We start from the raw sequence: 21,645 nt of genomic DNA, 5'->3' as shown, positions 1-21,645 counted from the left end.
TCTGCAGGAGTTGGCACTGCGCCTTGACCGCAGCCTGGAGTATCCCGGCCAATTGACGCCTCTGTGGAGCGGTTGACTCTCAATTTACCCACCGTCCGGTCGATGGTGGGCCGCTCTTTGAAATCGCCCTAATCAAACCCTTATCTGAACGCTCACGGGTGGGGTGTCTTCAGTCGCCTTGAGGTGCCTCCTCAAAACAAGACACGCGCCGCTTTTAAAAAATGACCGCACTCCCATTTCCCGTAGTCCCTCCTACCTTCCGGAATCCTTGCGCGAAACCCGCTTGCCTTGACTTGACCCGGCACCGTCTTTAACGTCCCGCAATGAATCGCCGGTTCATCCTGTTTTCCTGCTTGTTCGCGCTCCTTGTGCTGAGTCCTTTCCGTTCCCCGGCGCCGCTGATCTACACGCCCGGCGAAGGCTGGGTTTACGAGCCCGTGGGCGGTGAAGGCAAATGGCAGCGCGCACGCGCGAAGGATCAATTGATCGTGGCGCAGGACGCATTCGACCGGGAAGATTACAGCCTGGCGTTGAGGGCGGCCCGCCGAACCGTTCGTGTGTGGCCGTTGTCCGATTTCGCCCCGCAGGCACAATACCTCGTCGGCCGATCGTATGAGGCAAAGGGTTTTAGCGAACGCGCTTTCAAGGAATACCAGAAACTCCTGGAGCAATATCCCAAGGCGATCAACTACGAGGACGTGCTGTTGCGGCAGTATGAAATTGCCAATCGGTTTCTCGCGGGCGAGTGGTTTCGCCTGTGGGGTTATATTCCATTCTTCCCTTCGATGGAAAAAACCGCGGACCTGTATCAAAAGATCGTCAAAAACGGCCCCTACAGCGACATCGCACCCCAGGCGCAGATGAAAATCGGCGAAGCGCGGGAAAAGCAGGCCAACTATCCTGAAGCCGTTAAAGCCTACGAACGCGCGGCGGATCGCTACAATGATCGTCCAGCCATTGCTGCGGACGCGCTGTTCAAGCAGGCGCTGGCATACCATCAGCAGGCCGAACGCGCTGAGTACGATCAAAACACCGCTGCCCAGGCGATCGCAACGTTCACCGATTTCATGACGCTCTTCCCGAACGACCCGCGCGTTGCGGAGGCGCAGCGAATCATCGCTGATCTAAAGACAGAACAGGCGCGCGGGAATTACGAGATCGCGGTCTATTACGAAAAGCAACGCCGCCCGGCTGCGGCTCGCATTTACTACAACGAGGTGGTGACGCTGTTGCTCGAGGATCCCAACTCGTCTTACGCCATGCAGGCGCGCGAGCGGCTGGATGCACTCAATCAGGAATTGCAGTCACCTGAACCGCAGCCATGAAGCGGGTTAGTGCGCTGATGCTGTTTGTCACGCTGCTCGCGAGCGGCTGCGCTGGATATCGCCTCGGTCCTACGAACAGCGCGGTTGCGGGCGAAAAATCCATCCAACTGTCGCCATTCTCCAACCAGACGTTTCAACCGCGACTCGGGGATGCCGTGACGACAGCATTGAGGCGCACCATACAGAGCGACGGGACATTCAAGCTCGCGACGGGCGGAGAAGCGGACATCATCGTGACGGGGACATTGATTGATTACGACCGGCGCGAACTCAGCCTCGTTCCGAACGATGTTTTAACGGTCAGTGATTTCCGGGTGAACGTGAAAGCGCGGGTGACCGCACGCGAACGCGCCTCGGGAAAAGTGCTGGTGGACCGTGAAGTCACTGGATATACGCTGGTGCGCGTCGGTTCGGACCTGACGAGCGCCGAGCGCCAGGCCCTTCCCGTTCTCGCCGACGACCTCGCCAGAAACATCGCCTCGCTCCTCGTGGACGGCGACTGGTGAGCTGGGGGGGGGAGATGGCAAATGGCAGAATCGCAAATGGCAAAGCAGCACGATCGCCACGGGCAGATGAAGTTCGGGAGGTCCAGAATTCTTCCTCTGGCGGACCTTTTTTCCATTTGCAAATTGCCATCTGCCATCGCCCAAGCTACGGGCGCACCTCACGCGCGGCTTTCGCTTCGGGCGAATTATACAGCGGGTGATCCGGCTTCAGGCTGCGCAGGAAATTCATTCGAAAATCCTTCGCTTTTTGCGTCGTTTCCCGTGACGCACGCAGCTTTTCGGGCAAATGCCGCCGCCCTTCGAACGGCAGTTTTTCGATCGATCCAGACCAGCCCGTAAGCTGCCGCGCGCACGATTCCGCAAGCGACCGGATTTCTTGAAGCGCCAAAACATGCTTCTTCAATTTGGGCCGATCCTTGACCACGGCCATCATCGACCGCACCTCGCCTGCCGAACCGCGCGCGATCGCGATGAACGATTGGAGCTCATTCGTCGTCGCCCGCTCAAATCCCTCGGCGACATTGTTGGAGACCGAAAGAGCCGCGCGATCCAGTTGATTCCGAAAACCGGGCGACAACGGAAGACCCGGTTCCTCCAACAGGTCGAGCACGACATTGTAAAGCCGTCTGGCCTCCTGCCAGACCGGCAAATCTTCGAACTGCTGATACTTCGCCATACGTGTTTCCCTTCCCCTCAAGAATCCGCCATCTGCCACTTTGTTATTTTTGGAATTTGAACAACTCTCGTTCATAGGGACAACGCCGCCCGCTCCGCGTTCATCGCAGCGATCGAATCCTTCAATCGAACCCGATTTTTGAAAAGGTGTGCTGCAATCGACGATCCGCTCGCACCTGAAGCCGCATCCCAAGGGAATCCCGGTTTTGCCATTTGCCATTTTGCTGTCTGCCATTTTGCGCGAGATTCTGCTTGCGCGGGATCGTTCGTTCGTTTCTTCTGCTCGGGACTGCAGGGTTAACAAAGGGAAAAAACCATGATGAATGCAACAGTCAGGTTCGGGGCGTATTGTTTAATCGCAGCAGCACTCGCCAGTGCTCCAACGCGTTCAATCGCACAGGAAACACCAGCAACAGCGGAAAAGGTGGAAAACAAGGAATCCCGCGCGGTTCCTTTCAACGGCAAACTCAAGGCAGTGGACCCATCCGCCCGCACCATCACCTTCGGAAGCACCACGCTTCAGGTCGATGATCACACCAAAATCGTCAAGCACGGCCAGCCCGCAGCGCTCGGCGATGCTGTTGTGGGCGAAATGGTTGCCGGCACGTATCGGAAAGAGAGCGGGAAAGCCACCGCGATTCTCGTGAGATTCGGTCCGAAAAACGGGGCGCAGGCCGACGCAAAAGCTGACAAGCCGTAAGCGTTCTTAGATCACAAGGCAGGTCCTCCGGGGCCTGCCTTCTCGGATGCACCATCGCAATGGCAGATGGCAGATGGCTGATTGAAAATGGAACATTCTCAACCAACGAATGCACACCAATCGACACGAATGAACGCCTTTTCTGGTTCAAATCCGTGTCCATTCGTGGCTGGATTTCCCCGCTTCCATTCGCGTAATTCGCGTACACCGGTTTTCCCCATTCCCGTTTTGATCGCGGCTGTCGCGCTGTGTCGATTCGTGTTACGCTTCAACTGGAGGGTTCCGGCTTAGCGCCGCCACCAGCTCGTTTTCTTGCCGCGGGTTGCAGGCACGTCGTGCGTCGATTGGTGGATCAGCAACTGGCTGCGCGAGAGTTCAAAAGCCATGCGGAATTCGTCGTAGCTGAGAAACCGATCGGCCGGCTTCTTCGACATCACTTTCAATAGCGCATCGCTGGTTCCCTGCGAAATATCGGGAACAACCAAATTGGGAGGTGTCACGGGCGTGTGCACGTGCGCGGCGACCAGTTCTTCAACGGTAGGTGCCTCGAAGGGCACATGGCCGGTCAGCGCATGGTAAAGCGTGCAGCCGAGGCTGTACATGTCCGACAGGAACGTCTCCGGCTCGCGTTTGATTTTTTCCGGCGCCACGTAATACGGAGTTCCGTGGGTTTCAGTGAGCGATTCCGGTTCGGCTTCCACACGCCGGGCCAAACCAAAATCAACCAGCTTTGGTTCCCCATCCGAATTGAACAGGATGTTGCCGGGCTTGATATCACGATGAATCAGTCCGTGCTTCAGCACCATGTCCAGCGCGGAGGCAATTTTGATCCCGATGTCCAGGACGTCCAGCTCATGGACGCGTTGCTGGCGCTCAATCCGGTTGTCCAGGCTGCCGCAGTCAGCCAGTTCCATGACGAGATAACGCTGCCCTTCCCATTCGTCGAAGGTGTAGATGTGAATGATGTTCGTGTGGTTCAGCGCGGCGCACGCGCGGGCTTCCCTGTAAAAATCCTCGAACGCCTTCGGATCGCTCAGGAGTTCCTTCTTCATCAACTTCACTGCGACCATGCGATCCAGCACGGTGTCGTGCGAGCGATACACGGTTCCCATCCCGCCCGATGCGATCACGCTGCGCAGTTCGAACTGGCGCAGCAGGAGGGGCATCATTATGGAAGTGCCGCACTTCTTGCAGGTCTCGACAGCGAGGGGCGGGAGGTCACCGGAGATGAAAACCTTGGTATTGCAGCCACTGCACGTGACCATCTTTAGTGGTGCTTTATCGCTCATGGAATGAACATAGCATTGGCCGTTCCCGCCGAAATGGGCAGGAAATAGACTCCCCGGGAGCGGGGAATGCGGGGAACGCACTCATTTCATCGTCAATTTCACGCCTAGCCTCGTTTTATATCCCGGTCCGCGGTTCGGCGAAAGGTCCTCCCGGTTACGCGGTTTACGCAGGTTGGGCAAGATTAATTTTGACATTGTCCCCGCTCTAGTGTTTCTTTCCCGCGTTCGTTATGACAACCGCATGCTCCATTAAGCAGTGCCCGACGGTCCAGGGACAAATGTCCACCTGGCACCGTTGTTCCTGCCTGATTGGCATCGTGGGTCAAAACTAGACGAACTCCAGATTTCACACACCCGCGATGGCCCAGCCAATCGCGGGTTTTTTATTTTCCACCAAACACAAACAAACACCCGGAACTCCGGGTAACAAAAGAAAAACTATGAGAGAAAATGCCAGACCGGTCCTGACGAGGTTCGGGCCCGATACACGATTCGAACTGCGGCCGACGCCTCCGTTCCCGTTTCGAACGATACAGGAGAACGCATTGGAACGATTGAAGAACCGGCTGTTGCGCGACACGCTGTTCGAGCTTCCGGACGCGCGGCTGAATGCCGATGTCCGCAGGGCTGCGAACGAAGCGGCGGCTGTCGCGTGGGAGACGCGGTATCCGTTGCTCGTGTTCCCCGCGTTGTTCGAGGAAAAGACTCGCAATGTGCTGCGGCACGCTGAGCGCCAGGTCAGCATTCGCCGCCGCAGCCTGGAGTTGCTGACCGTATGACACAGAACAGTGTTGAGACGGCAATGGGCCAGACGGGGGGTTGTTTCCGCATGCGAACGTTTTGCTGCGCATCCGCAAACAACTCCTCGTGCTGGCTTTTCTGTTGCCGATGCGTAGCGCAGGTTTCACAACCTGTTGTATCGCCGACTTCCAAGTCGGCAGGGCGCGGAAATTCACAATGCGGGTGAAATGCTTCACGCGCCGGATCGGGAACGCACCGCAGGTTAGGAAACCTGTCCACCCTCCGCAGTAGCTGCTACGGAGGACGGGCGATACAGCAGACTTGGAAGTCTGCGCTACGTCAGGAGGTGCCCTGCGCGGGATAGCCGCGCATCACGGCCAGCATTTCGCTCACGGCGGTTTTCATTCCCACGGAAAGCGCGCGGCTCACGATGCTGTGGCCAATGTTCAACTCGACGAGATGCGGGACACGGAACAGCGCAGGCAGGTTCGTGTAATTCAAGCCATGCCCGGCATTCACCTTCAACCCAAGTCGCTTCGCAAGTTCGGCGGCTTGCACCAGGCGGGTCAACTCAACGTCCCGCAATTTGGGATCGTTGTAGTGCTCAGCGAAGGAACCCGTGTGTAACTCAATGAACTCGGCGCCCACGCGGCGCGATGCTTCCACTTGCAGCGGATCGGGCGCGATGAACAGGCTCACCTGGATTCTCGCAGCTGACATGCGCTTCTGCGTTTCGCTCAAGGCGAATTCCTGCGCAACGACATCCAATCCGCCCTCGGTCGTCACTTCGTTGCGCTTTTCCGGGACAATGCAAACGATGTCGGGTTTGAGGCTGAGGGCGATCTCGATGATCTCGGGCGCATTGGCCATTTCGAGGTTCAGCCGTGTACCGATGCGTTTGCGCAGTTCGAGGATGTCGCGGTCCTGGATGTGCCGGCGATCCTCGCGCAGGTGGGCCGTGATGCCATGTGCGCCCGCGGCCTCGCTGTCGAGGGCGGCGGCAACAGGATCAGGCTCGCCGGAATTCCGTCCGCGATAACGTGCTTCCCGGACAGTGGCGACATGGTCGATGTTAACTCCCAGTTTCAACATAATACGTGGGCCGCCTTTCGGGGCGGCGGTCGGGAACATACGGCGGGTTTGCGCGACAAACCATAATTATGTTTGCGCCATTAACTTGAACTTTGGTCTGCTGCGGTGGTGACATGGTCTCGACGATTCCTTTCCTATTGGCTGCCTGTAATGATCTGGATGGCTGTAATCTTTTCAGCTTCCGGCGACCGGCAATCCTTCAACCGATCCTCGCGAATTATCGGCCCGTTCCTGCAGTGGTTTTTTCCGGGGATTCCTGATGAGAACATGTCCCGGGTTGTAACGTTTGTCCGAAAGTGCGCGCACCTGACGGAATATGCCGTGCTCGCGATCTTGTTTTGGCGCGCGATAACAGAGCCGCGATGGCGCGAGAAGATTCCTTGGAGTTCGCGAACGGCTTGGGCGGCGGTGGCATTTGTGGCCGTGTATGCGGCCAGCGATGAGTTTCATCAAAGCCTCGTTCCCGGCCGTCAGGGCCAGTTCTCGGATGTTGTGCTCGATACGATCGGCGGCTGTGCGGGGATGGGGATCGTGTGGATGATCACATGCGCCCGGGCACGTGTAATCCGGGAGCGAGCTGCATAAGGCAGACCTCCGAGTCTGCTGTATCGCCGGTCTGCCCTACAGCTACTGCGGAGGTGGACATGTTTCCTTACCTGCCGGGGGTTAATGCGCCCAGCGTACGAGGACGTCTGCGATACAGCAGGTTCGGAGACCTGCGCTACGGGCGAACGAGTTTTCGCACGTCACCGCTTGTTCCTGAAGGCCCGAGCAGGAACGTGCTGAGCACGTAAATTTCTCCAGATTCATCTTCGCCGAATCCCTTTAGGAATCGGCCAAGATTTCCACCGCCCGGATGCAGCTGGAAGGTGAAGTGTTCCCAAATGCCTGGCCGTGTTTCGTCGAGGTAATAAAGGACGCCAGCGGGCGCGCCGAAACCCGTGCTGAAATCGCCGAACACATACTTGCCTGCAAGTTGAGGATATCCAGTTCCGCGATACACAAATCCACCAATGATCGAGATTCCCAGCGGTCCGTGCGGGTACTCGATGATCGGCTGTTCAAGGCCGGGAATATCCACGTTTAGCAATGCCGCGAGAGCGGGATCGAAGGCGTGCAAGCCTTCCATGATGCGCCAGCCGTAATTGCCGCCCTTGCGCAGGATGTTCACTTCCTCCCACACATTCTGCCCCACATCCGCGACGAAGGCGCGCTGGCTGCCGCCGCGATCAAACGAAAAACGCCACGGATTGCGAAAGCCATAAGCATAAATCTCGGTGCGCGCGCCTGCGGTCCCCACAAAGGGATTGTCGAGTGGAATGCCATACTCGCCGTTGTCCGAATTGGTTCCGTCGACATCGATGCGCAGGATTTTTCCCAGGAGATTGGTCAGCACCTGCGCATTGCCGAAGGGGCCGTGCTGATCTCCGCCGCCGCCGCCGTCACCCGACGCGATGTATAAATATCCATCGGGTCCAAACGCGAGTGCGCCGCCTTCGTGATTGAATTCGGGTTGATCGATGGTCAGCAGGATGCGTTCACTTGACGCGTCGGCCACGTTCGGATCTCCCGCTGATACAGCGAATTCAGAAAGCACGGTTTGATTGTTGAACACGGCGTTTGTGGAAGGCGCTGCGTAATAGACGAAAAATCGGCCATTCGTGGCGTAACCGGGATGGAACACCAACCCGAGCAGCCCGCGTTCATCGTATCCAGGCTGAAGGACCACCATGCGATTGGAAATATCAAGAAACGGTCCGGGCAGCAGATTTCCCTGAGGATCCACAATGCGAACGTGCCCCACCTGGTCGGCAATGAACATTCGGCCGGACCCATCGCCCGCGTGCGTCAACACCGTGGGCGAAACCAGATTGGTCACCACGACTTGAAGTCGAACGGCGAGGGCGGGTTTGGAAGGTGGAAGCGACTCCACGCGGTAGAACACGTTGGAATTCGCTCCGTAGGCGGGACTCGCAAGATAGGGAGGATCGGTCAGCACATTGGATCCAGACATATCCGCCGGAATGTTCGCCTGCGCGAGGCGCCACTCGTTGCTGGAGAGTGATGTTGAATATTGCAGATCAAAGCGGCTGTTGGTGTCGCCAGACCACGTCAACGTCAGCAGACCGTTCGAGATCAACAGGGGCGGCGTCGGCAAAAATGCGTTCGTCAGCGTTATCGAGGCGAACCGTGCAGGGCCAGGCGGATTTGGCGAAATGTATCCCACTTCAAGCCGCGGACCATTGGCAACATCCTCTCGTGAAGCGAACCCACGGACCGTTCGAAAACCCGATTCCGCGGTGGACGTCAGCAGCCAGCCTGCATTGACGGAAGGATTGTTCACCCAGAATTGCACGTCGGCAACAACGCCGGTGCCCGTCCACGAATAAGGCGTGAACAACGTCGCACCGATTGCAACTGAGGCGCTTGCGGCGATCCGCGCGTCATTCGTCGCGCCTGGGGTCGTCCACGGCAAGACGTCCTTCATGCGGGCGCTCCACGTTGCCTCGCCGGGCAAGGCGGGACTGCCGCTGGTGCCCCCCTGGACACCTTCAGCCCAACCTGTTGTCATTCGCCGCAGTTCGAAGCTAGAGTTCACCGCTCCCGACCCGTTGCCGGGCACTTTTGTCATCACCATGCGCAGCACTGCCGACGTAATCGTAGATCCTGGTGGAATGGAGCTGACATCGAATTGGATGAGTCCGCGGCGAACTCCGCCGTTGCCATCGGTTCCCGCATCAAACCACGGATTGGCGCCCGCGTTACTGTCAACGTCGGGAAAATGGATGAAGGTGTCCCCCGTCGGCGCAAGACTCACAACGTCTGCAAATGCGGGGCTCGTTGCGATGGCAGTGGCAAGAGTGAGCATCGCCTTCAATGTGCGCGAGGAAATTGGTGCCGCCGTTGGGACGTTATCACCCAGCTTTTCCAGGGGTTTCCTGAGGTGCGTCGATGGGGGATTTTTTTCGAAACGCGGATTCGTTCCATGCAATTGGATTTTCATTCGATGAAGTAAGAGGCGCGAAGTGTCAGCAGGTTCCCGATTCTGATTCTCAAAACCTTGTTCGCATCCTAATCTGCGCGCGGATGAGACGGCCGCTGGGGTATGTGGCGCTGGCCTATGCGATGGGATTGATTGTGGCGAATGGGGTTCCTTTGCCGCCATGGCTTCTCTTTGCACTCGCATTTTCCGTTGCGCTGATTGCACTCCTCGCTCCAGAACGGCGCAAATCGCTCGTATTTCCGCTCGTCCTGCTCACCGCATGGACGAACCTCGCGCATCGCACGGCAATTGTTTCGCCCAACGACTTGCGGCTGCAGCTGGATGGGAACGCGGAGGAGGTGGTCATCCGCGGCACACTCGCGGGCTCGCCCAGCGAACGGATCCGTTTGAGGAACGAGGTTGAGAGCCGTCGCACTCTCGCGGAAATTCATGTCAGTCAGATTCGGAAAAACGGCGAGTGGAGGATTGCCGATGGGACGCTTCTCGCCACGGTTTCGGGCGTTCTGCCGGAGGTTCATTCAGCGGGACAAGTCGTGGAGGTTTCGGGAACGATCGCTTTCCCGGCTCAGCCCGTCGTATGGGGATTGTTTGATTATCGCTCCTACCTGCAGCGCCAGGGAATTCACTTCCAGCTGATCACCAAAGTCTCTGATTGGGTAATGGTCTCAGTCCCTGCCAGGTTATCCATAAGCCAGCGGTTCGTAACGTGGTCGCAGCAGGCGCTTTCACGCGGGCTGCCGCGCATCGATGCACCGGTTCGACTGCTTTGGGCGATGGCTCTCGGCTGCCGCGATGTTCTCCCAAATGAAGCCTACGAGCCGTTCATCATTTCCGGCACGATGCATCTGTTCGCAATCAGCGGGCTTCACATGGGATTGATTGCGGCCATTCTGGTGGCGCTTTGTCGAGTCACTCGCGTGCCGCGTCACTGGTGCGGTGTGGTGGTGATTCCCTTGCTATGGTTCTATACGGGCGCAACGGGCTGGACGGCGAGTGCAGTGCGCGCATCGGTGATGATGAGCATCGTGGTTGGCGGTTGGTCCCTGCGCCGTCCCGTTGATCTCCTGAACTCATTCTCGACGGCCGCGCTGGTGATCCTCGTATGGGATCCGCAACAACTTTTTCAGGCCGGATTCCAACTGTCCTTTCTCGTTGTGTTCAGCATGGCGTTGTTGCTGCCGCCATTCGAACAACTGCGCGACAAGTTGCTGCAAGCGGATCCGTGGCTGCCTCCAGCGTTGGTGCCCCGATGGAAACGGTGGGCGGGAATTCCGCTGCGCCACGTTGCAACCGCCGTGATTTCATCCATAGCCGCGTGGCTGGGAGCATGGCCCCTCACGGCGTATTACTTTCACCTTTTCAGTCCAGTCACTGTGCTTTCCAACCTGCTCATGGTTCCGCTCGGGAGTGCGGCACTGGCATGCACGCTCGGCAGTTTATTTTGCGGACCCGTGTTTCCATTTCTTGGCGAGTTGTTCAATCACAGCGGCTGGCTTTGGATGGTTCTCATGACGAAGATTGGAGAAGCCGCTGCTAAACTGCCCGGAGCATTCTTTTATCAACGGGCGCCCGAACCCATCGACATGGGAATTTATTACAGCGCGTTGATTTATTCTCTCAGCGGGCATGCATTCCGCAGGAAGTTTCGGATGTGGACGTTCGCCGCAGTTCTTGCGATTGGATGTTTTTACGGAGCACGTGCGTGGCACAGCCACAGGACAGCGATCCTGTATGCCATCCCGTGTTCCGGGAGCAACGCGGTATACATCGATGCGCCGGGAAGTTCCGATGATATCCTTGTCGACTGCGGGAACGCAGATGCATTTCGGTTTGTTGTGGAACCGTTTCTCCGATCCCGCGGCGTGGATTCCCTTGGGCGCCTGGTGGTCACGCACGGGGATGCTCGCGCGATGGCAGGCGCCGAACAGCTCATTGCGGAGATTCCCACCAGGCATGTGATCACGAGTGGCGCGCGTTTCAGGTCGGCGCCTTACCGGGCATTTCTGAAAACGCTGGAAGCGCGGCCCGCCGCATGGGAGAAGGTGATGAAAGGAGACACTGCCGGAACGTGGAGCGTGCTGCATCCCGCTGCCGCCGCTCGTCACACGCTTGCCGACGACGCATGCCTCGTTCTCAAGGGAACCCTGAACGGCGTCAGCATTTTGCTGCTTTCAGAGCTGGGACGGGAAGGGCAGATGGCGTTGTTGGAATCAGGGGCTGACTTGCGGGCAGACATTGTGATTACAGGAATTCCTGAGAGAGCGGAACCGTTGCGCGCGGATTTGCTCGATGCGATTGCTCCTGCCCTGATCGTGGTTGCGGACGCGGAGCTGCCTGCAACAAAACGCGCCACGCCGGCCTTGCGGCAGCGCCTGGAAAATCATCCTGCGCCAGTGATCTACATGCGGGATTCCGGCGCAGTGAAGATCACCGCGCGCGACGGACAGTGGAGTTATACAACGCGGAAATGAACCGCTAGAACAGGCTGTTCACCGCAATGCCAAGGACGCTCAGCGGCCCCTGGTCCTCGAGCCCCTCCGTCGCCTTGTCGAGTTTCTGAAGCGTCAGTTTTGCGTTGCGATAAAATTCCTGGTCGTTGACCAGCTTGCCCACGGATCCCTGGCCCTGGTTGATCTTCTGCAGGATCTCGCGAAGGTTTGTCATCGAGGCCGTGGTCTCATTATAGAGACTTTCGTCCTTCAATAATCGGCCCATGGTCCCCTGCCCTGAGTTGACCTGGTCGACAACCTTGCGCGCCTCCGCGAGCGTGAGCTGAATGTCGCCGGTCGCGTGCTGGAGATTGCTGACGGTGGTCACTGCTGACGCATAAAGGGCTTCATCATAGATCATCTTTCCTATGGTTCCCTCGCCGCGCGAGATTTGTGCTGAAATGTTTTGCAGGTTGGCAATCGTCATCGTGAGCGGCACCTGATTGGCTTTCAGGAAGTCGGTGAACGGCCCCAGGAGATTGTCAATTTTGTCGCCCGTGAAGCTGCGCGTCAGGTTCTCCACACCGGAGGCGACATTATCGAGCTTCACCATGATTGCATTCAAGTCGGGTTGTTCGGCGGTTTGCAGGATGGTTTCGTTCACGGCCAGCGGCGCGCCGGGGGTGCCAAAATTCAATGCGACGAAGTTCTGGCCCATGAGGCCAGCGAACCGGATGACAGCGAGGCTGTCCGTGCGGACCCCCGCATTCTTGCGAATCTTCATGGTGACCCGCACCTTGTTTGCGGTGGCATTCAGCTGGATGTTTTCCACGCGGCCGACCTCGACGCCCGCCATCTTGACGCGGTCGCCCACCTTCAGTTCCTGGACGGTTTCGAAATCGGCGTGCAGGTGATACCCGCGCGTGAATTTTTCAATCCCGCCAATCATCTCAAGGATGAAAACGGCCGCGAGGACCGTGAGCGCCACGAAAATCCCGATCCGGGTTTCGAGAGAATTCTTCATAATCAACTTTGGTTCGTTCGTTTGAAATCGGCATGCAAAAAGCGGCGAATCATCGGATCCGCGCTCTGTTTGACTTCGTCCGGCGTTCCCAGGGCCACGATCCTTCCGTCATTGATGACTCCAATGCGATCCGCCACGCCGAACGCGAGATCGCGGTCGTGCGAGACAATCAACGAGGTGACGTGGATTCGCTCGTTCAATTCTCGAATTTCATCGCCGATCACGACTGCGGACAACGGGTCGAGCTCGCTCGTGGGTTCGTCGTAAAGAATCAACTGCGGCTCGGTGACAAGGGCGCGGGCGATGGCCACGCGTTTCCTCATTCCGCCCGAAAGTTCGCCAGGCAGCTTGTTTTCCGTCCCCTTGAGCCCCACGGTCTCGAGTTTCTCGGAAACGATGCCGTCGATTTCCTCAGGGGATTTCAAGCGGTGTTCGGAAAGGTAAAGCCCGACGTTTTCTCCGACCGTCAACGAGTTGAGCAAGGCGCCTGATTGAAAGACCATTGCCATCCTGTATTTATCCATCACGCCGGGAGAGTGGATGGATTCGCCATTGATCAGGATCTCGCCCTGTTCGGGTTCCTCGAGGCCGATGATGTGGCGCAGCAGGACACTTTTGCCGCTGCCGCTTGGGCCCATCAGAACGAACACCTCGCCCGGCTGGATCAACAAATCGATGCCTTTGAGGACTTCGTTGTTGCCGAAACTGCGCCGCAGCCCGCGGACTTCGACGCTGACGCCATGATCCGGACGTGGGTTGGGGCTCATTTCAGCAGGAGTCGGGTGAGGATGTAATCAAAGAGCACGATCAGAACGATCGAGTTCACGACAGCCTTGGTGACAGAGCGGCCGATGCCGCGGGGCCCTCCGCGGGTGACCAGGCCCTGATGACAGGAGACGACCCCAATCACGAGCGCAAAGCAGAAGCTTTTGAACACGCCATTGGCAACATCAGGAACGTCCACGACCTCACGGAGGTTGGTGAAGAATGCAGGAAACGAGATATCGATGCGATTGTTCGCGGCGGACACCATTGCGCCGCCGAGCCATGAAACAAGAATCGAAAACACGACAAGCAGCGGCAGCGCCATTGCGACAGCGAGAATCCGGGGAAGCACCAAGTAATGAATCGGGTTGATGTTCATCGTGCGCAACGCATCAATTTCCTGATAGACGCGCATGGAGCCTATCTCGGCAGCCATGGCTGAACCAATGCGGCCGGCGATCAGGATGGACATCATCACGGGCGCGAGTTCCTTGGCGGTGGAGATGCCGACGAGGCCGCCGACGGCGCTGGCAAGACCGCGCTCGACAAGGACAGGTCCTGTTTGGAGAGCGATGACGCCACCGATGAAGAACGAAAGAATGCAGACCATCAGCAGGCTGGCATTGCCGATCTCAAAGAACTGATCGAACACTTTCTGGCGCTGGCGCCACGTTACCGGCAGCGCCATCAGCGTGCGCCAGAACAGCACGACCATTTCACCGATGTTTTCGAACATACTCTTATATAGCCGCCAGGCATTCAACCCGGGATGGGTTGTCCACCGCTAGTCGGTCGCCGTTCGGTCCGGCCTCATGAGCGGGATATAGAACAGCCGCAAACCTTTTCCTGCGGAACCCGATTGATACTGAAAAAGGCCGAAGAGGAGCGAGCATTTTTTGGAATCCCGGGTCGCATCGCGGCGATAGAGATTCCACAACAACGATTGGCTGCTCGCCCCTTCCTGCGGAGTGTTTTCCGATCTCCACAACGCCCACAGAGGGGAGTAGCTGCGTTCGATGCTCTTGCTGTTTGGCAGGAGCGGCTCAAGCAGGGATAACACCTGAAGCCGCGTGTCGCCGTTGTAATCCCGTCGATGCGTGAACAGCGGCCAGGCATCAATGCGCCGCTGCGCCTTGCCCGTTTCCAGATTGGCCTGGACGATATCGGAGTAGAGGAAAAAGAAGATGCGGGTGCGTTCCCGGTCCACGGTCTGGCCATGCACGCGGTTGTATTTGTAAACCGGCCAAAGATAGAACGAGCTTTCCAGGTTGGTGCTGCTGGCACGGCTGAACAGGGGCCAGAAGCGGGTCGTGGTCTTCCCTTCACCCCGTGCAAACACAACAAACGGCCACGGCGTCTGCCATTCAATGTATTGCTTTCCACGGTCGTCCACCTTCGAGAAAAACGGCCAGCCAACGGTGGTAGAATCCCGCATCGGGGAACGCTGGACGCTATAGATAGGCAATACTGCGTGCTGCCGCGTCACGTTTGTTGTGCCGATCTCGGACGTCTGGTTCAGGTGAATGGGCCACAAAATAAACCGGCTGTCCCGGCCCGGAATCATCTGCACGTCCCCAAAGCCATTTGTGCTCCAGGTGATGTCCTTGTGTTCCTGCCCATACAGCGGCCAGAACTGCCAGCCCTTGACTCCGCCGCCTTCCCGAAGATGAAAGAACGGGTAAACATAATTTCGCGTCACCACTTCTCGTTTCCGGGTTTCCGAATAAATGGGAAACATGAGGAAATAAATTTCATCACGCAGCAGGCGCTTCTTCAGATGCCCGTAAAACGGAACAACTGCGGTGTAGTTTTCCTCCGGGTTGCTCGACCGCTGCTGGAAATAAATCGGGAACAGCGTGAACCGGCGGGCCTTCTCTTGCTCCTGGTTTTCGCCGCCCGCAAAGCTGAACAATTGGAAAATGTGCCAGCGATACTCCGTTCCAAAGCGGTCCAAACTCGCGAACGGATACAGAAAATCCCATTCCTCGGAATCGGTGCCTGGATATTGATGGTGCATCACGAGCGGCGGAACTGCCCAGGTGTAGGTCTCATCGCGTTCCTCAGAATAAAATAACGGGCCGAGGATTTCCGTGCGGTGACCTTCCGAAATGGCGAGGGGAAAATCGTCGAACAGAAAACCGGCGTTCGCCCAGTCGCCCGCCTTGCCCAAAGACGGGAGCAGCGCGCAGAGAACTGTGAGCCAAACCGCTGTTAGCATCCGTTGCATGAGAATTCCTGGAGGCATTGAAGGAAAAGCCAATAACGTTATCGAGAAGATTCTTCCGCCCAAAGGCCTGAATGGGACATAGATATTGACATTAAAAGTGTTTCTTCTAAGTTTTCAGCACACTTGAGGTTTTTACCTCGGTTCCTCCCGACCCAGTGTCGATCGTGCATTTTCGACACTGGGTTGTTTGTTTTTGGGATGCCTCTTCTGTGTCAGGTTGAGCAGCGCGGGCACGAATGTTAACGCAGCCGCCATGCACATTAAGACTCCCGTCGACATCACCGCCCCGAGGCTTTGAATTCCCTGGTGCCGCGCGAGGATCAGGCTGCCGAAACCCGCGATCGTGGTGAGTCCCGACGCGAACACCGCCTTCCCCGTGCTTTTTCCGAGGATGCTGGGTGTTTGTTCCTCCGCAAACCGGTTGAGTATGTGGATTCCATTCGTCACGCCGATGCCAATCACCAGGGGCAGGGTCATGATATTGGCCGGATTCAGCGGAATTCCAAAAAATCCCATTAACGCACCCGTCCAAATCGAGCCGATCGCCACTGGAGTTAAAGCCAGCAACACCGAAACCAGGCTGCGGAAGTGGATGAATACGAGGAGCACGATGGCGCCGAGCGCATATAACGCCGCTTCCTGGTAGCTCCGTTTCAAAAGGTCGGTGTAATGGTACAGCTGCACGGGCGTACCCGTCACATTCGGATCCACCTTTTGCAGGGCTTCAACAAATTCCTCCTGATGCTCACGAACCCAGACATCGTTTTTCGGATAAACCTGGAGAAGAAATCGGCCGTTCACCCCGATAAACCGGTCTCGCAACGCATCAGGCAAATCCTCGATGGCGAGAGGCGCGCTGTTGTCCTGGGTCTGCAACGCGCGAAACGTTTCGCGGACGTCATCGAACAGGGCAAGCTGGAACTCGCCCAACTTCTCTCCGTTGCGCGCGACATCCTCTGGACCACCGCGGAACATCGTCCTGCGCAGGTTTTCAATCGCGCCACGCAACGAGCGCAACTGCTCCGCCAACTCGGGTTCCTCATCCTGGATCTCCTGAATCGCGAGACCAGCATAACCTCGCAGCGAATACAGCGTTCGGCTCAATGCGGGCACGTCGACAGGACTGGGGTCGGGCGGCCGAAATTGGATTCCATCGAGGCTTCTCTTGATTTCCCCAATGAGACGAAGCTGCTCCCGCTGGTCGGCCGCGAGAAACCGGGCTATGGAATCCACTCCGCCTTTCTCTGCAACTACGGGCAACTTCAGGATTTCCTCCTCCAACCGTACTGCCTCTTCCAATGAATCCGCCACCACAGCCGCGAACAAAACCGATTTCGATGCTGAATTGATCAGCTTGTGTTCGAACACCACGGCCGGGAGCCCGGCACTTTGCATGTTGAGCAGATTGTAATCGAAGTAGAGCCGCGGCAGTTGCGTCAGCGCCAGGATTGACACCACCGTCGTAACAGCGACAGTCACCCGCGGCCGCGTGAGCCAGATATTTTCAATGCGCGCTCCCGCGGGCGTCGCGTCGCCCTGAACGTGATCGATTACATTCTGTCTCCCGCGCAGCAGGAGTGCCGGCAGCATCGTCAGCATCGGAATCAAACAGATCAACAGCCCCCCGCCGCAGATTACGCCCATTTCCTGGATTCCCTTGAAGTTGGTCAGCGCCATCGCCATGAAAGCTCCTGCGGTTGTGAAGGCGCCCGTGAAGATCCCCTGCCCCGTGAACACCATCGCCCGCGTCAGTGCCGCATCTGTCGCCATCCCGTGCCGCAATTCCTCTTCATACCGTGTGATCAGGTGCACGCCGAAATCAATCGCCAGGCCAATCAGAATCGGCACGAACGTAATGGTCAGAATGTTCAGATGCCCGATGACCAGGGTCGCAAAGGCCATCGTGTAGCCCACGCCCACGATCAGGCAGAGAGTCGCCTTCACGGGCCGCCCGGTTTCCTGGTATCCGTAGACAAAAATCAGCACGCAAAGCACCAGCGACACAACACTCGCGATCATGGTGTCACGCTGCGATTGCTCCATTTCGTCGATTTCCAATACGGGTTCGCCTGTAACCCCGGCGTTGACGCCCGGCACTTCGCGCCGGACTTCCTTCACCAATGCGCGGAGTCGCGCGACCGCTTCCGGATTGCGATTTTCCCCAGGCTTTGAGGGCAGGAGCGCGTGCGCGGTCACGAGATAAATGCGGCCTTCCGCAAAGGTGATGTAGATATCCTTTTCCGCTTCGCCCGTGGGATCGAACAACGCGGTGATTCCCGGCGATGGCGGTTTTCCCGGCCGTTCGAGGCTCCTGGTCGCCTGCTCGATAATGCGCTCGAGCGCAGGCAGCGCCCTAATCATCGATTCGTTCTCTTCGGATTGACCCCGCCGCGCAGTGCGGAACTGGGTGTTGATCATCGTGAACAACGAATTCAAATTCGTCGTGCTGCTGAACTGGCGTATGAACGGGCGGTAATCCTGGAGCGTCTTCTGCAGGTCAGCGACATCTGAAGGCGAGGCAAACAACAATGCCTTGCTCCCGAGCATCCGCATGTCGCCCTTGTACAGCACGTGTGTAAAAACATTCGTCTCGGCTTCAAGGCGCGCCCCGAGCCGTTCCACGAATTGGCGGTTTTTTTCAGAATCCTCGCTCTCCACCACCACCACCAAATCGTCCTGTTGCGGAAATTCCCGTCGGAACTCGAGAAAGTTGCGATGATACTTCTTATTCGAGCTCACGAGATTATCGCGGCTGGTGTCGAATTGGAGGTACTGGATCGTTATGAAAACGCTGAGGCCGAAGAGAATGATTTGCGGATAGATGAACAGCGAGGGCCGGCGGCAGATTGCGCGTGCCAGGGCGGCGAGCACGCGTGCCATCAATGACTGGTCGGTCAGCTTATTCATGAACCCAGGGCCCCGCGCTTCAAGTCCGCGCTTTACGTCTCAGAAAACTCGGCATTTGAACAGACGTCCTTCACATCATCGTTTTCCTCAAGGGCGTCCACGAGCCGTGGATCGGCATCCGCGGCAGCAGCATCATGGAGGGGAACGGTCACCCTGGGTAGGGAGGTGATTTCCGCGGCTGCCGGCTTCATGCCGCGTGATTCCATCTGCCGATGCAATTTGCTGTGTCCGGTCATGTCTGATCCGAATCTAGCTTTGTTTTCCCTGGGCGCAGCCTTTAGGTGGCGCGCTCCACAAATACCGCCGTCCCGTAACACAAAACTTCCGTCACGTTCTGCCCAATGCCGGTGGCATCGTAACGGATCCCAATCACCGCGTTCGCTCCCAATTTGCCTGCATGCTCAAGCATCTGGTTGAATGCATCGCCGCGAGCACGCTCGCACAGTTCCGCGTAGAGCGAGATGTTTCCGCCAAACAAGATTTGAATCGTGGCGCCTATGTTGCCAATGACGGAGCGGGAGCGAACCACGATGCCGCGGACCACTCCCAGGGATCGCGTGATGCGATAACCAGGCAGGTCGAACGTTGTCGTTGTGAGCGGATGTGTCTGGCTCATAAAGCTGGAAATTAAACGCAACGTCTGCCGTGATGAAGTTAATTCCGCCGGAATCACGCGTTGCCAGCCGCGGGTGTATTGATAATCTGCGGCTCCGTTGCTGCCATGAATCGCATCCAAAAACGAGATCAATGGATAGTGCTGTCGGCGATCGCCGGCATCACGGTGCTCGCATGGGCTTACATGGCTTATGAGGCCCGGGCAATGTACGAAACCGGCACGTGCCAATGCGCCGGCATGAAGATGTCGGGCCCGGATACCAACGCTTCGTCACCCGCAACCCTCTTCCCGCTCTTCCTGATGTGGGCAGAGATGATGGTGGCAATGATGCTTCCCACCGCGGCTCCAATGATCCTGGCATTTACCGCCCTGCAACGGCAGCACTCGCCTGAGACGCAACCGTACGGACGCACCGCGTTTTTCACCGCGGGATACTTGCTGGTCTGGACGGGGTTCAGCGTCGTCGCTGCAGTCACCCAATGGGCACTGAATGCGTGGGACTTGCTGTCGCCCATGATGGAAAGCGCCAACCGGATTTTTGCAGGGTGCCTGTTGCTCGTTGCGGGCCTTTTTCAATTCGTGCGCCTCAAGACTTCGTGCCTCGCCCGATGCCGCTCCCGCCAGAACTACCTGGCAACCGGATGGCGCAACAGCGGCTGGGGCAGCCTCGCGATGGGATGGGACCACGGCCTTCAGTGCACGGGTTGTTGCTGGATGCTCATGGCATTGCTCTTCGTGGGCGGTGTCATGAACCTTTGGTGGATCGCATTCCTTTCCACTTTCGTGTTGATCGAAAAAGTCGTTCCCCGCGTCGGATACGTCACGCGATTCTCAGGAATTTTGCTGGCTGCATGGGGAACCTGGACGCTCCTGTCCTGACCTCAGGGCAGATCGGCCACATGCTGTAAAGGTAGGATAGTTCCGTATGTTCCGGAGTGGACATCCGGCTACCCTTTCCCTCCAATCCCTTCGCCCCAACTGCATATAGAAGGTGTTGATTGCGTCTCGCCATCGATGGCGCATTTGTCCCATCAGAAAGGACCCATGAAAAAGCTGACAGCTGTCGCGCTCCTGGCATCGTTCACCCTCGCCCAGGGCGCCGTTCGCCAGTGGACAAACACTCTAGGTGGAAACTGGTTTGCCGCCGGCAACTGGTCCCCGAACAGCGTTCCCGTGAGCATCGATACCGCAAACATTACAGTCCCGGGAACGTACACCATCCAAATTCCGACTGGCACTGTTGCAATTGCCACCCTGAATCTCGGCGCGGCAAGCGGCGTGCAAACAATCCAGATCGCTACGGCGAATCCGATTACCGTGACAAACCTCGGAACCGTCAACGCCAACGGGATTCTTTCAATGACAGCCGGCGGGTTGCAGGGACGCTTCCTGGTGCAGCCGGGTGGCCAGTTGAACTTTGGCGGTTCCGCAAACAAGAACGTTTACAACCTGAACCTCGCGAACCGCGGAACCATTGTGTGGAGCGGCGGAAATCTCCTGGGCGGCAGCACAACCTCGACGGTCATCAGCAACGGCGGCTTGTGGCAGATCACGAGCGATGCCCAAATCTATCAAACCTATGGCGGCCCACAGCTGAGGCTCCTTAATTCCGGAACCATCCAAAAGAACGGCGGCACCGGGACGTCGCACATCAGCGACTTCCAGTTCACGAACCGCCCGGGCGCGATCGTCCAGGTTTCTTCGGGCACGCTTCAGTTCAACGGCGGCACAAGCAACCAGCTGGGCGGGCAGTTCTCCACCGTGTCGCCCGGGCTCATCAGCATTGCCGGTGGCACCTGGCTGGATGCAGGCGGCACGGCCTCGGGCACCGGCATCGCACGGTTCCAAGGCGGGACCCTGAACCTCCGCACCAACATCATCCCCAACCTGATGCTGACGGGCGGAGAAGTTTTTGTGATCGGCAACACGTTTCAACAGGCAGGCGCGATCACCAACCTGGCGATCGATGGCTCACAACTAAAAGGCACGAATCGGGTCGGCTCGGGAACGTTGGTGGTTCGTTCCGGCGGTATCGAGGGACGCCTCACGGTGCAGCCGGGCGGAACCGTGCAGTTCTCTGAGACCGCCAATAAGAACGTTTACAACCTGCAGCTCAACAACCAGGGAACAGTTGCCTGGAGCGGAGGAAATCTCCTGAGCGGCAGCACTTCATCGACAACGATCAGCAACGGCGGCCTGTGGTCGATGACGAGCAACGATCAGATTTATCAAACCTACGGCGGGCCGGCTCTGACGTTCACCAACAGCGGCATCGTGCGGAAAGCTGGCGGTGCAACCACTTCATTCATATCTGATTTCAATTTCGTGAACCGTCCGGGCGCGAC

Annotated in this window: 19 protein-coding genes; 8 read left to right on the top strand and 11 right to left on the bottom strand. The window is 57.7% G+C overall.

What is annotated here, in order from left to right; translation table 11 throughout:
- Nucleotides 1-323: 323 nt before the first annotated feature.
- Together VEH04_19525 and lptE are read left to right on the top strand one after the other, a co-directional pair.
- The gene (locus VEH04_19525) at nt 324-1,325 is read left to right on the top strand and encodes a tetratricopeptide repeat protein (protein ID HYG24966.1); all 1,002 of its coding nucleotides are present in this window, start codon (nt 324-326) and stop codon (nt 1,323-1,325) included.
- A complete protein-coding gene (gene lptE, locus VEH04_19520; GenBank protein ID HYG24965.1) occupies nt 1,322-1,831 on the top strand; it encodes an LPS assembly lipoprotein LptE in 510 nt (169 codons plus the stop codon). The genes VEH04_19525 and lptE overlap by 4 nt, the downstream gene beginning before the upstream one ends.
- Nucleotides 1,832-1,976: 145 nt before the next feature.
- Here the strand turns inward: lptE and VEH04_19515 are convergent, their stop codons facing one another.
- Nucleotides 1,977-2,507 carry a four helix bundle protein gene (locus VEH04_19515; protein HYG24964.1) on the bottom strand — a complete coding sequence of 177 codons (531 nt, stop codon included), beginning with the start codon at nt 2,505-2,507 and terminating at the stop codon, nt 1,977-1,979.
- Between the two features lie 315 nt (nt 2,508-2,822).
- On the opposite strand from VEH04_19515, the gene VEH04_19510 reads away from it, so the two are divergent.
- Nucleotides 2,823-3,206: a hypothetical protein gene (locus VEH04_19510; protein ID HYG24963.1), complete on the top strand. Its 384-nt coding sequence runs from the start codon at nt 2,823-2,825 to the stop codon at nt 3,204-3,206.
- A 287-nt stretch (nt 3,207-3,493) separates the two neighbouring features.
- On the opposite strand, the gene VEH04_19505 is transcribed toward VEH04_19510, so the two are convergent.
- Complete coding sequence (locus tag VEH04_19505) at nt 3,494-4,495, bottom strand: serine/threonine-protein kinase (protein ID HYG24962.1); 1,002 nt, start codon at nt 4,493-4,495, stop codon at nt 3,494-3,496.
- Between the two features lie 440 nt (nt 4,496-4,935).
- Here VEH04_19505 and VEH04_19500 point away from each other — a divergent pair, with 440 nt between their 5' ends.
- Nucleotides 4,936-5,274, top strand: coding sequence for a hypothetical protein (locus VEH04_19500; protein ID HYG24961.1), 339 nt, complete (start codon nt 4,936-4,938; stop codon nt 5,272-5,274).
- Between the two features lie 301 nt (nt 5,275-5,575).
- Here VEH04_19500 and VEH04_19495 read toward each other — a convergent pair whose 3' ends face one another.
- Nucleotides 5,576-6,328, bottom strand: coding sequence for a pyridoxine 5'-phosphate synthase (locus VEH04_19495; protein HYG24960.1), 753 nt, complete (start codon nt 6,326-6,328; stop codon nt 5,576-5,578).
- Nucleotides 6,329-6,478: 150 nt separating this feature from the next.
- Here VEH04_19495 and VEH04_19490 point away from each other — a divergent pair, with 150 nt between their 5' ends.
- Nucleotides 6,479-6,913 carry a VanZ family protein gene (locus VEH04_19490; protein HYG24959.1) on the top strand — a complete coding sequence of 145 codons (435 nt, stop codon included), beginning with the start codon at nt 6,479-6,481 and terminating at the stop codon, nt 6,911-6,913.
- A 136-nt stretch (nt 6,914-7,049) separates the two neighbouring features.
- Here the strand turns inward: VEH04_19490 and VEH04_19485 are convergent, their stop codons facing one another.
- On the bottom strand, nt 7,050-9,332 hold the full coding sequence (locus VEH04_19485) for a PQQ-dependent sugar dehydrogenase (GenBank protein ID HYG24958.1): 2,283 nt from the start codon (nt 9,330-9,332) through the stop codon (nt 7,050-7,052).
- Between the two features lie 83 nt (nt 9,333-9,415).
- Here VEH04_19485 and VEH04_19480 point away from each other — a divergent pair, with 83 nt between their 5' ends.
- Nucleotides 9,416-11,803 carry a ComEC/Rec2 family competence protein gene (locus tag VEH04_19480; protein HYG24957.1) on the top strand — a complete coding sequence of 796 codons (2,388 nt, stop codon included), beginning with the start codon at nt 9,416-9,418 and terminating at the stop codon, nt 11,801-11,803.
- A gap of 4 nt (nt 11,804-11,807) precedes the next feature.
- Here VEH04_19480 and VEH04_19475 read toward each other — a convergent pair whose 3' ends face one another.
- The 7 genes from VEH04_19475 to VEH04_19445 form a co-directional block, all read right to left on the bottom strand.
- Nucleotides 11,808-12,785 carry an MlaD family protein gene (locus VEH04_19475; protein HYG24956.1) on the bottom strand — a complete coding sequence of 326 codons (978 nt, stop codon included), beginning with the start codon at nt 12,783-12,785 and terminating at the stop codon, nt 11,808-11,810.
- A gap of 2 nt (nt 12,786-12,787) precedes the next feature.
- A complete protein-coding gene (locus VEH04_19470) occupies nt 12,788-13,552 on the bottom strand; it encodes an ATP-binding cassette domain-containing protein (GenBank protein HYG24955.1) in 765 nt (254 codons plus the stop codon).
- On the bottom strand, nt 13,549-14,286 hold the full coding sequence (locus tag VEH04_19465) for an ABC transporter permease (protein HYG24954.1): 738 nt from the start codon (nt 14,284-14,286) through the stop codon (nt 13,549-13,551). The genes VEH04_19470 and VEH04_19465 overlap by 4 nt, the downstream gene beginning before the upstream one ends.
- A gap of 48 nt (nt 14,287-14,334) precedes the next feature.
- Entirely contained in the window at nt 14,335-15,777 is a 1,443-nt protein-coding gene (locus VEH04_19460; GenBank protein ID HYG24953.1) for a hypothetical protein, read from the bottom strand.
- 132 nt (nt 15,778-15,909) lie between these two features.
- Entirely contained in the window at nt 15,910-18,684 is a 2,775-nt protein-coding gene (locus tag VEH04_19455; protein ID HYG24952.1) for an MMPL family transporter, read from the bottom strand.
- A 32-nt stretch (nt 18,685-18,716) separates the two neighbouring features.
- Nucleotides 18,717-19,001 carry a YebC/PmpR family DNA-binding transcriptional regulator gene (locus tag VEH04_19450; GenBank protein HYG24951.1) on the bottom strand — a complete coding sequence of 95 codons (285 nt, stop codon included), beginning with the start codon at nt 18,999-19,001 and terminating at the stop codon, nt 18,717-18,719.
- Complete coding sequence (locus VEH04_19445; protein ID HYG24950.1) at nt 18,962-19,300, bottom strand: YbjQ family protein; 339 nt, start codon at nt 19,298-19,300, stop codon at nt 18,962-18,964. Before VEH04_19445 ends, VEH04_19450 begins: the two co-directional genes overlap by 40 nt.
- Nucleotides 19,301-19,405: 105 nt before the next feature.
- Between VEH04_19445 and VEH04_19440 the strand changes: the two genes are divergently transcribed.
- Complete coding sequence (locus tag VEH04_19440) at nt 19,406-20,179, top strand: DUF2182 domain-containing protein (GenBank protein HYG24949.1); 774 nt, start codon at nt 19,406-19,408, stop codon at nt 20,177-20,179.
- 165 nt (nt 20,180-20,344) lie between these two features.
- A partial coding sequence (locus VEH04_19435) for a hypothetical protein (GenBank protein HYG24948.1) occupies nt 20,345-21,645 on the top strand: 1,301 nt, incomplete at its 3' end.

It is taken from the genome of Verrucomicrobiia bacterium (assembly GCA_035629175.1).
Taxonomy (GTDB): Bacteria; Verrucomicrobiota; Verrucomicrobiia; order Limisphaerales; family DASXHY01; genus DASXHY01.
This window is presented reverse-complemented; position numbering and strand designations above follow the sequence as displayed.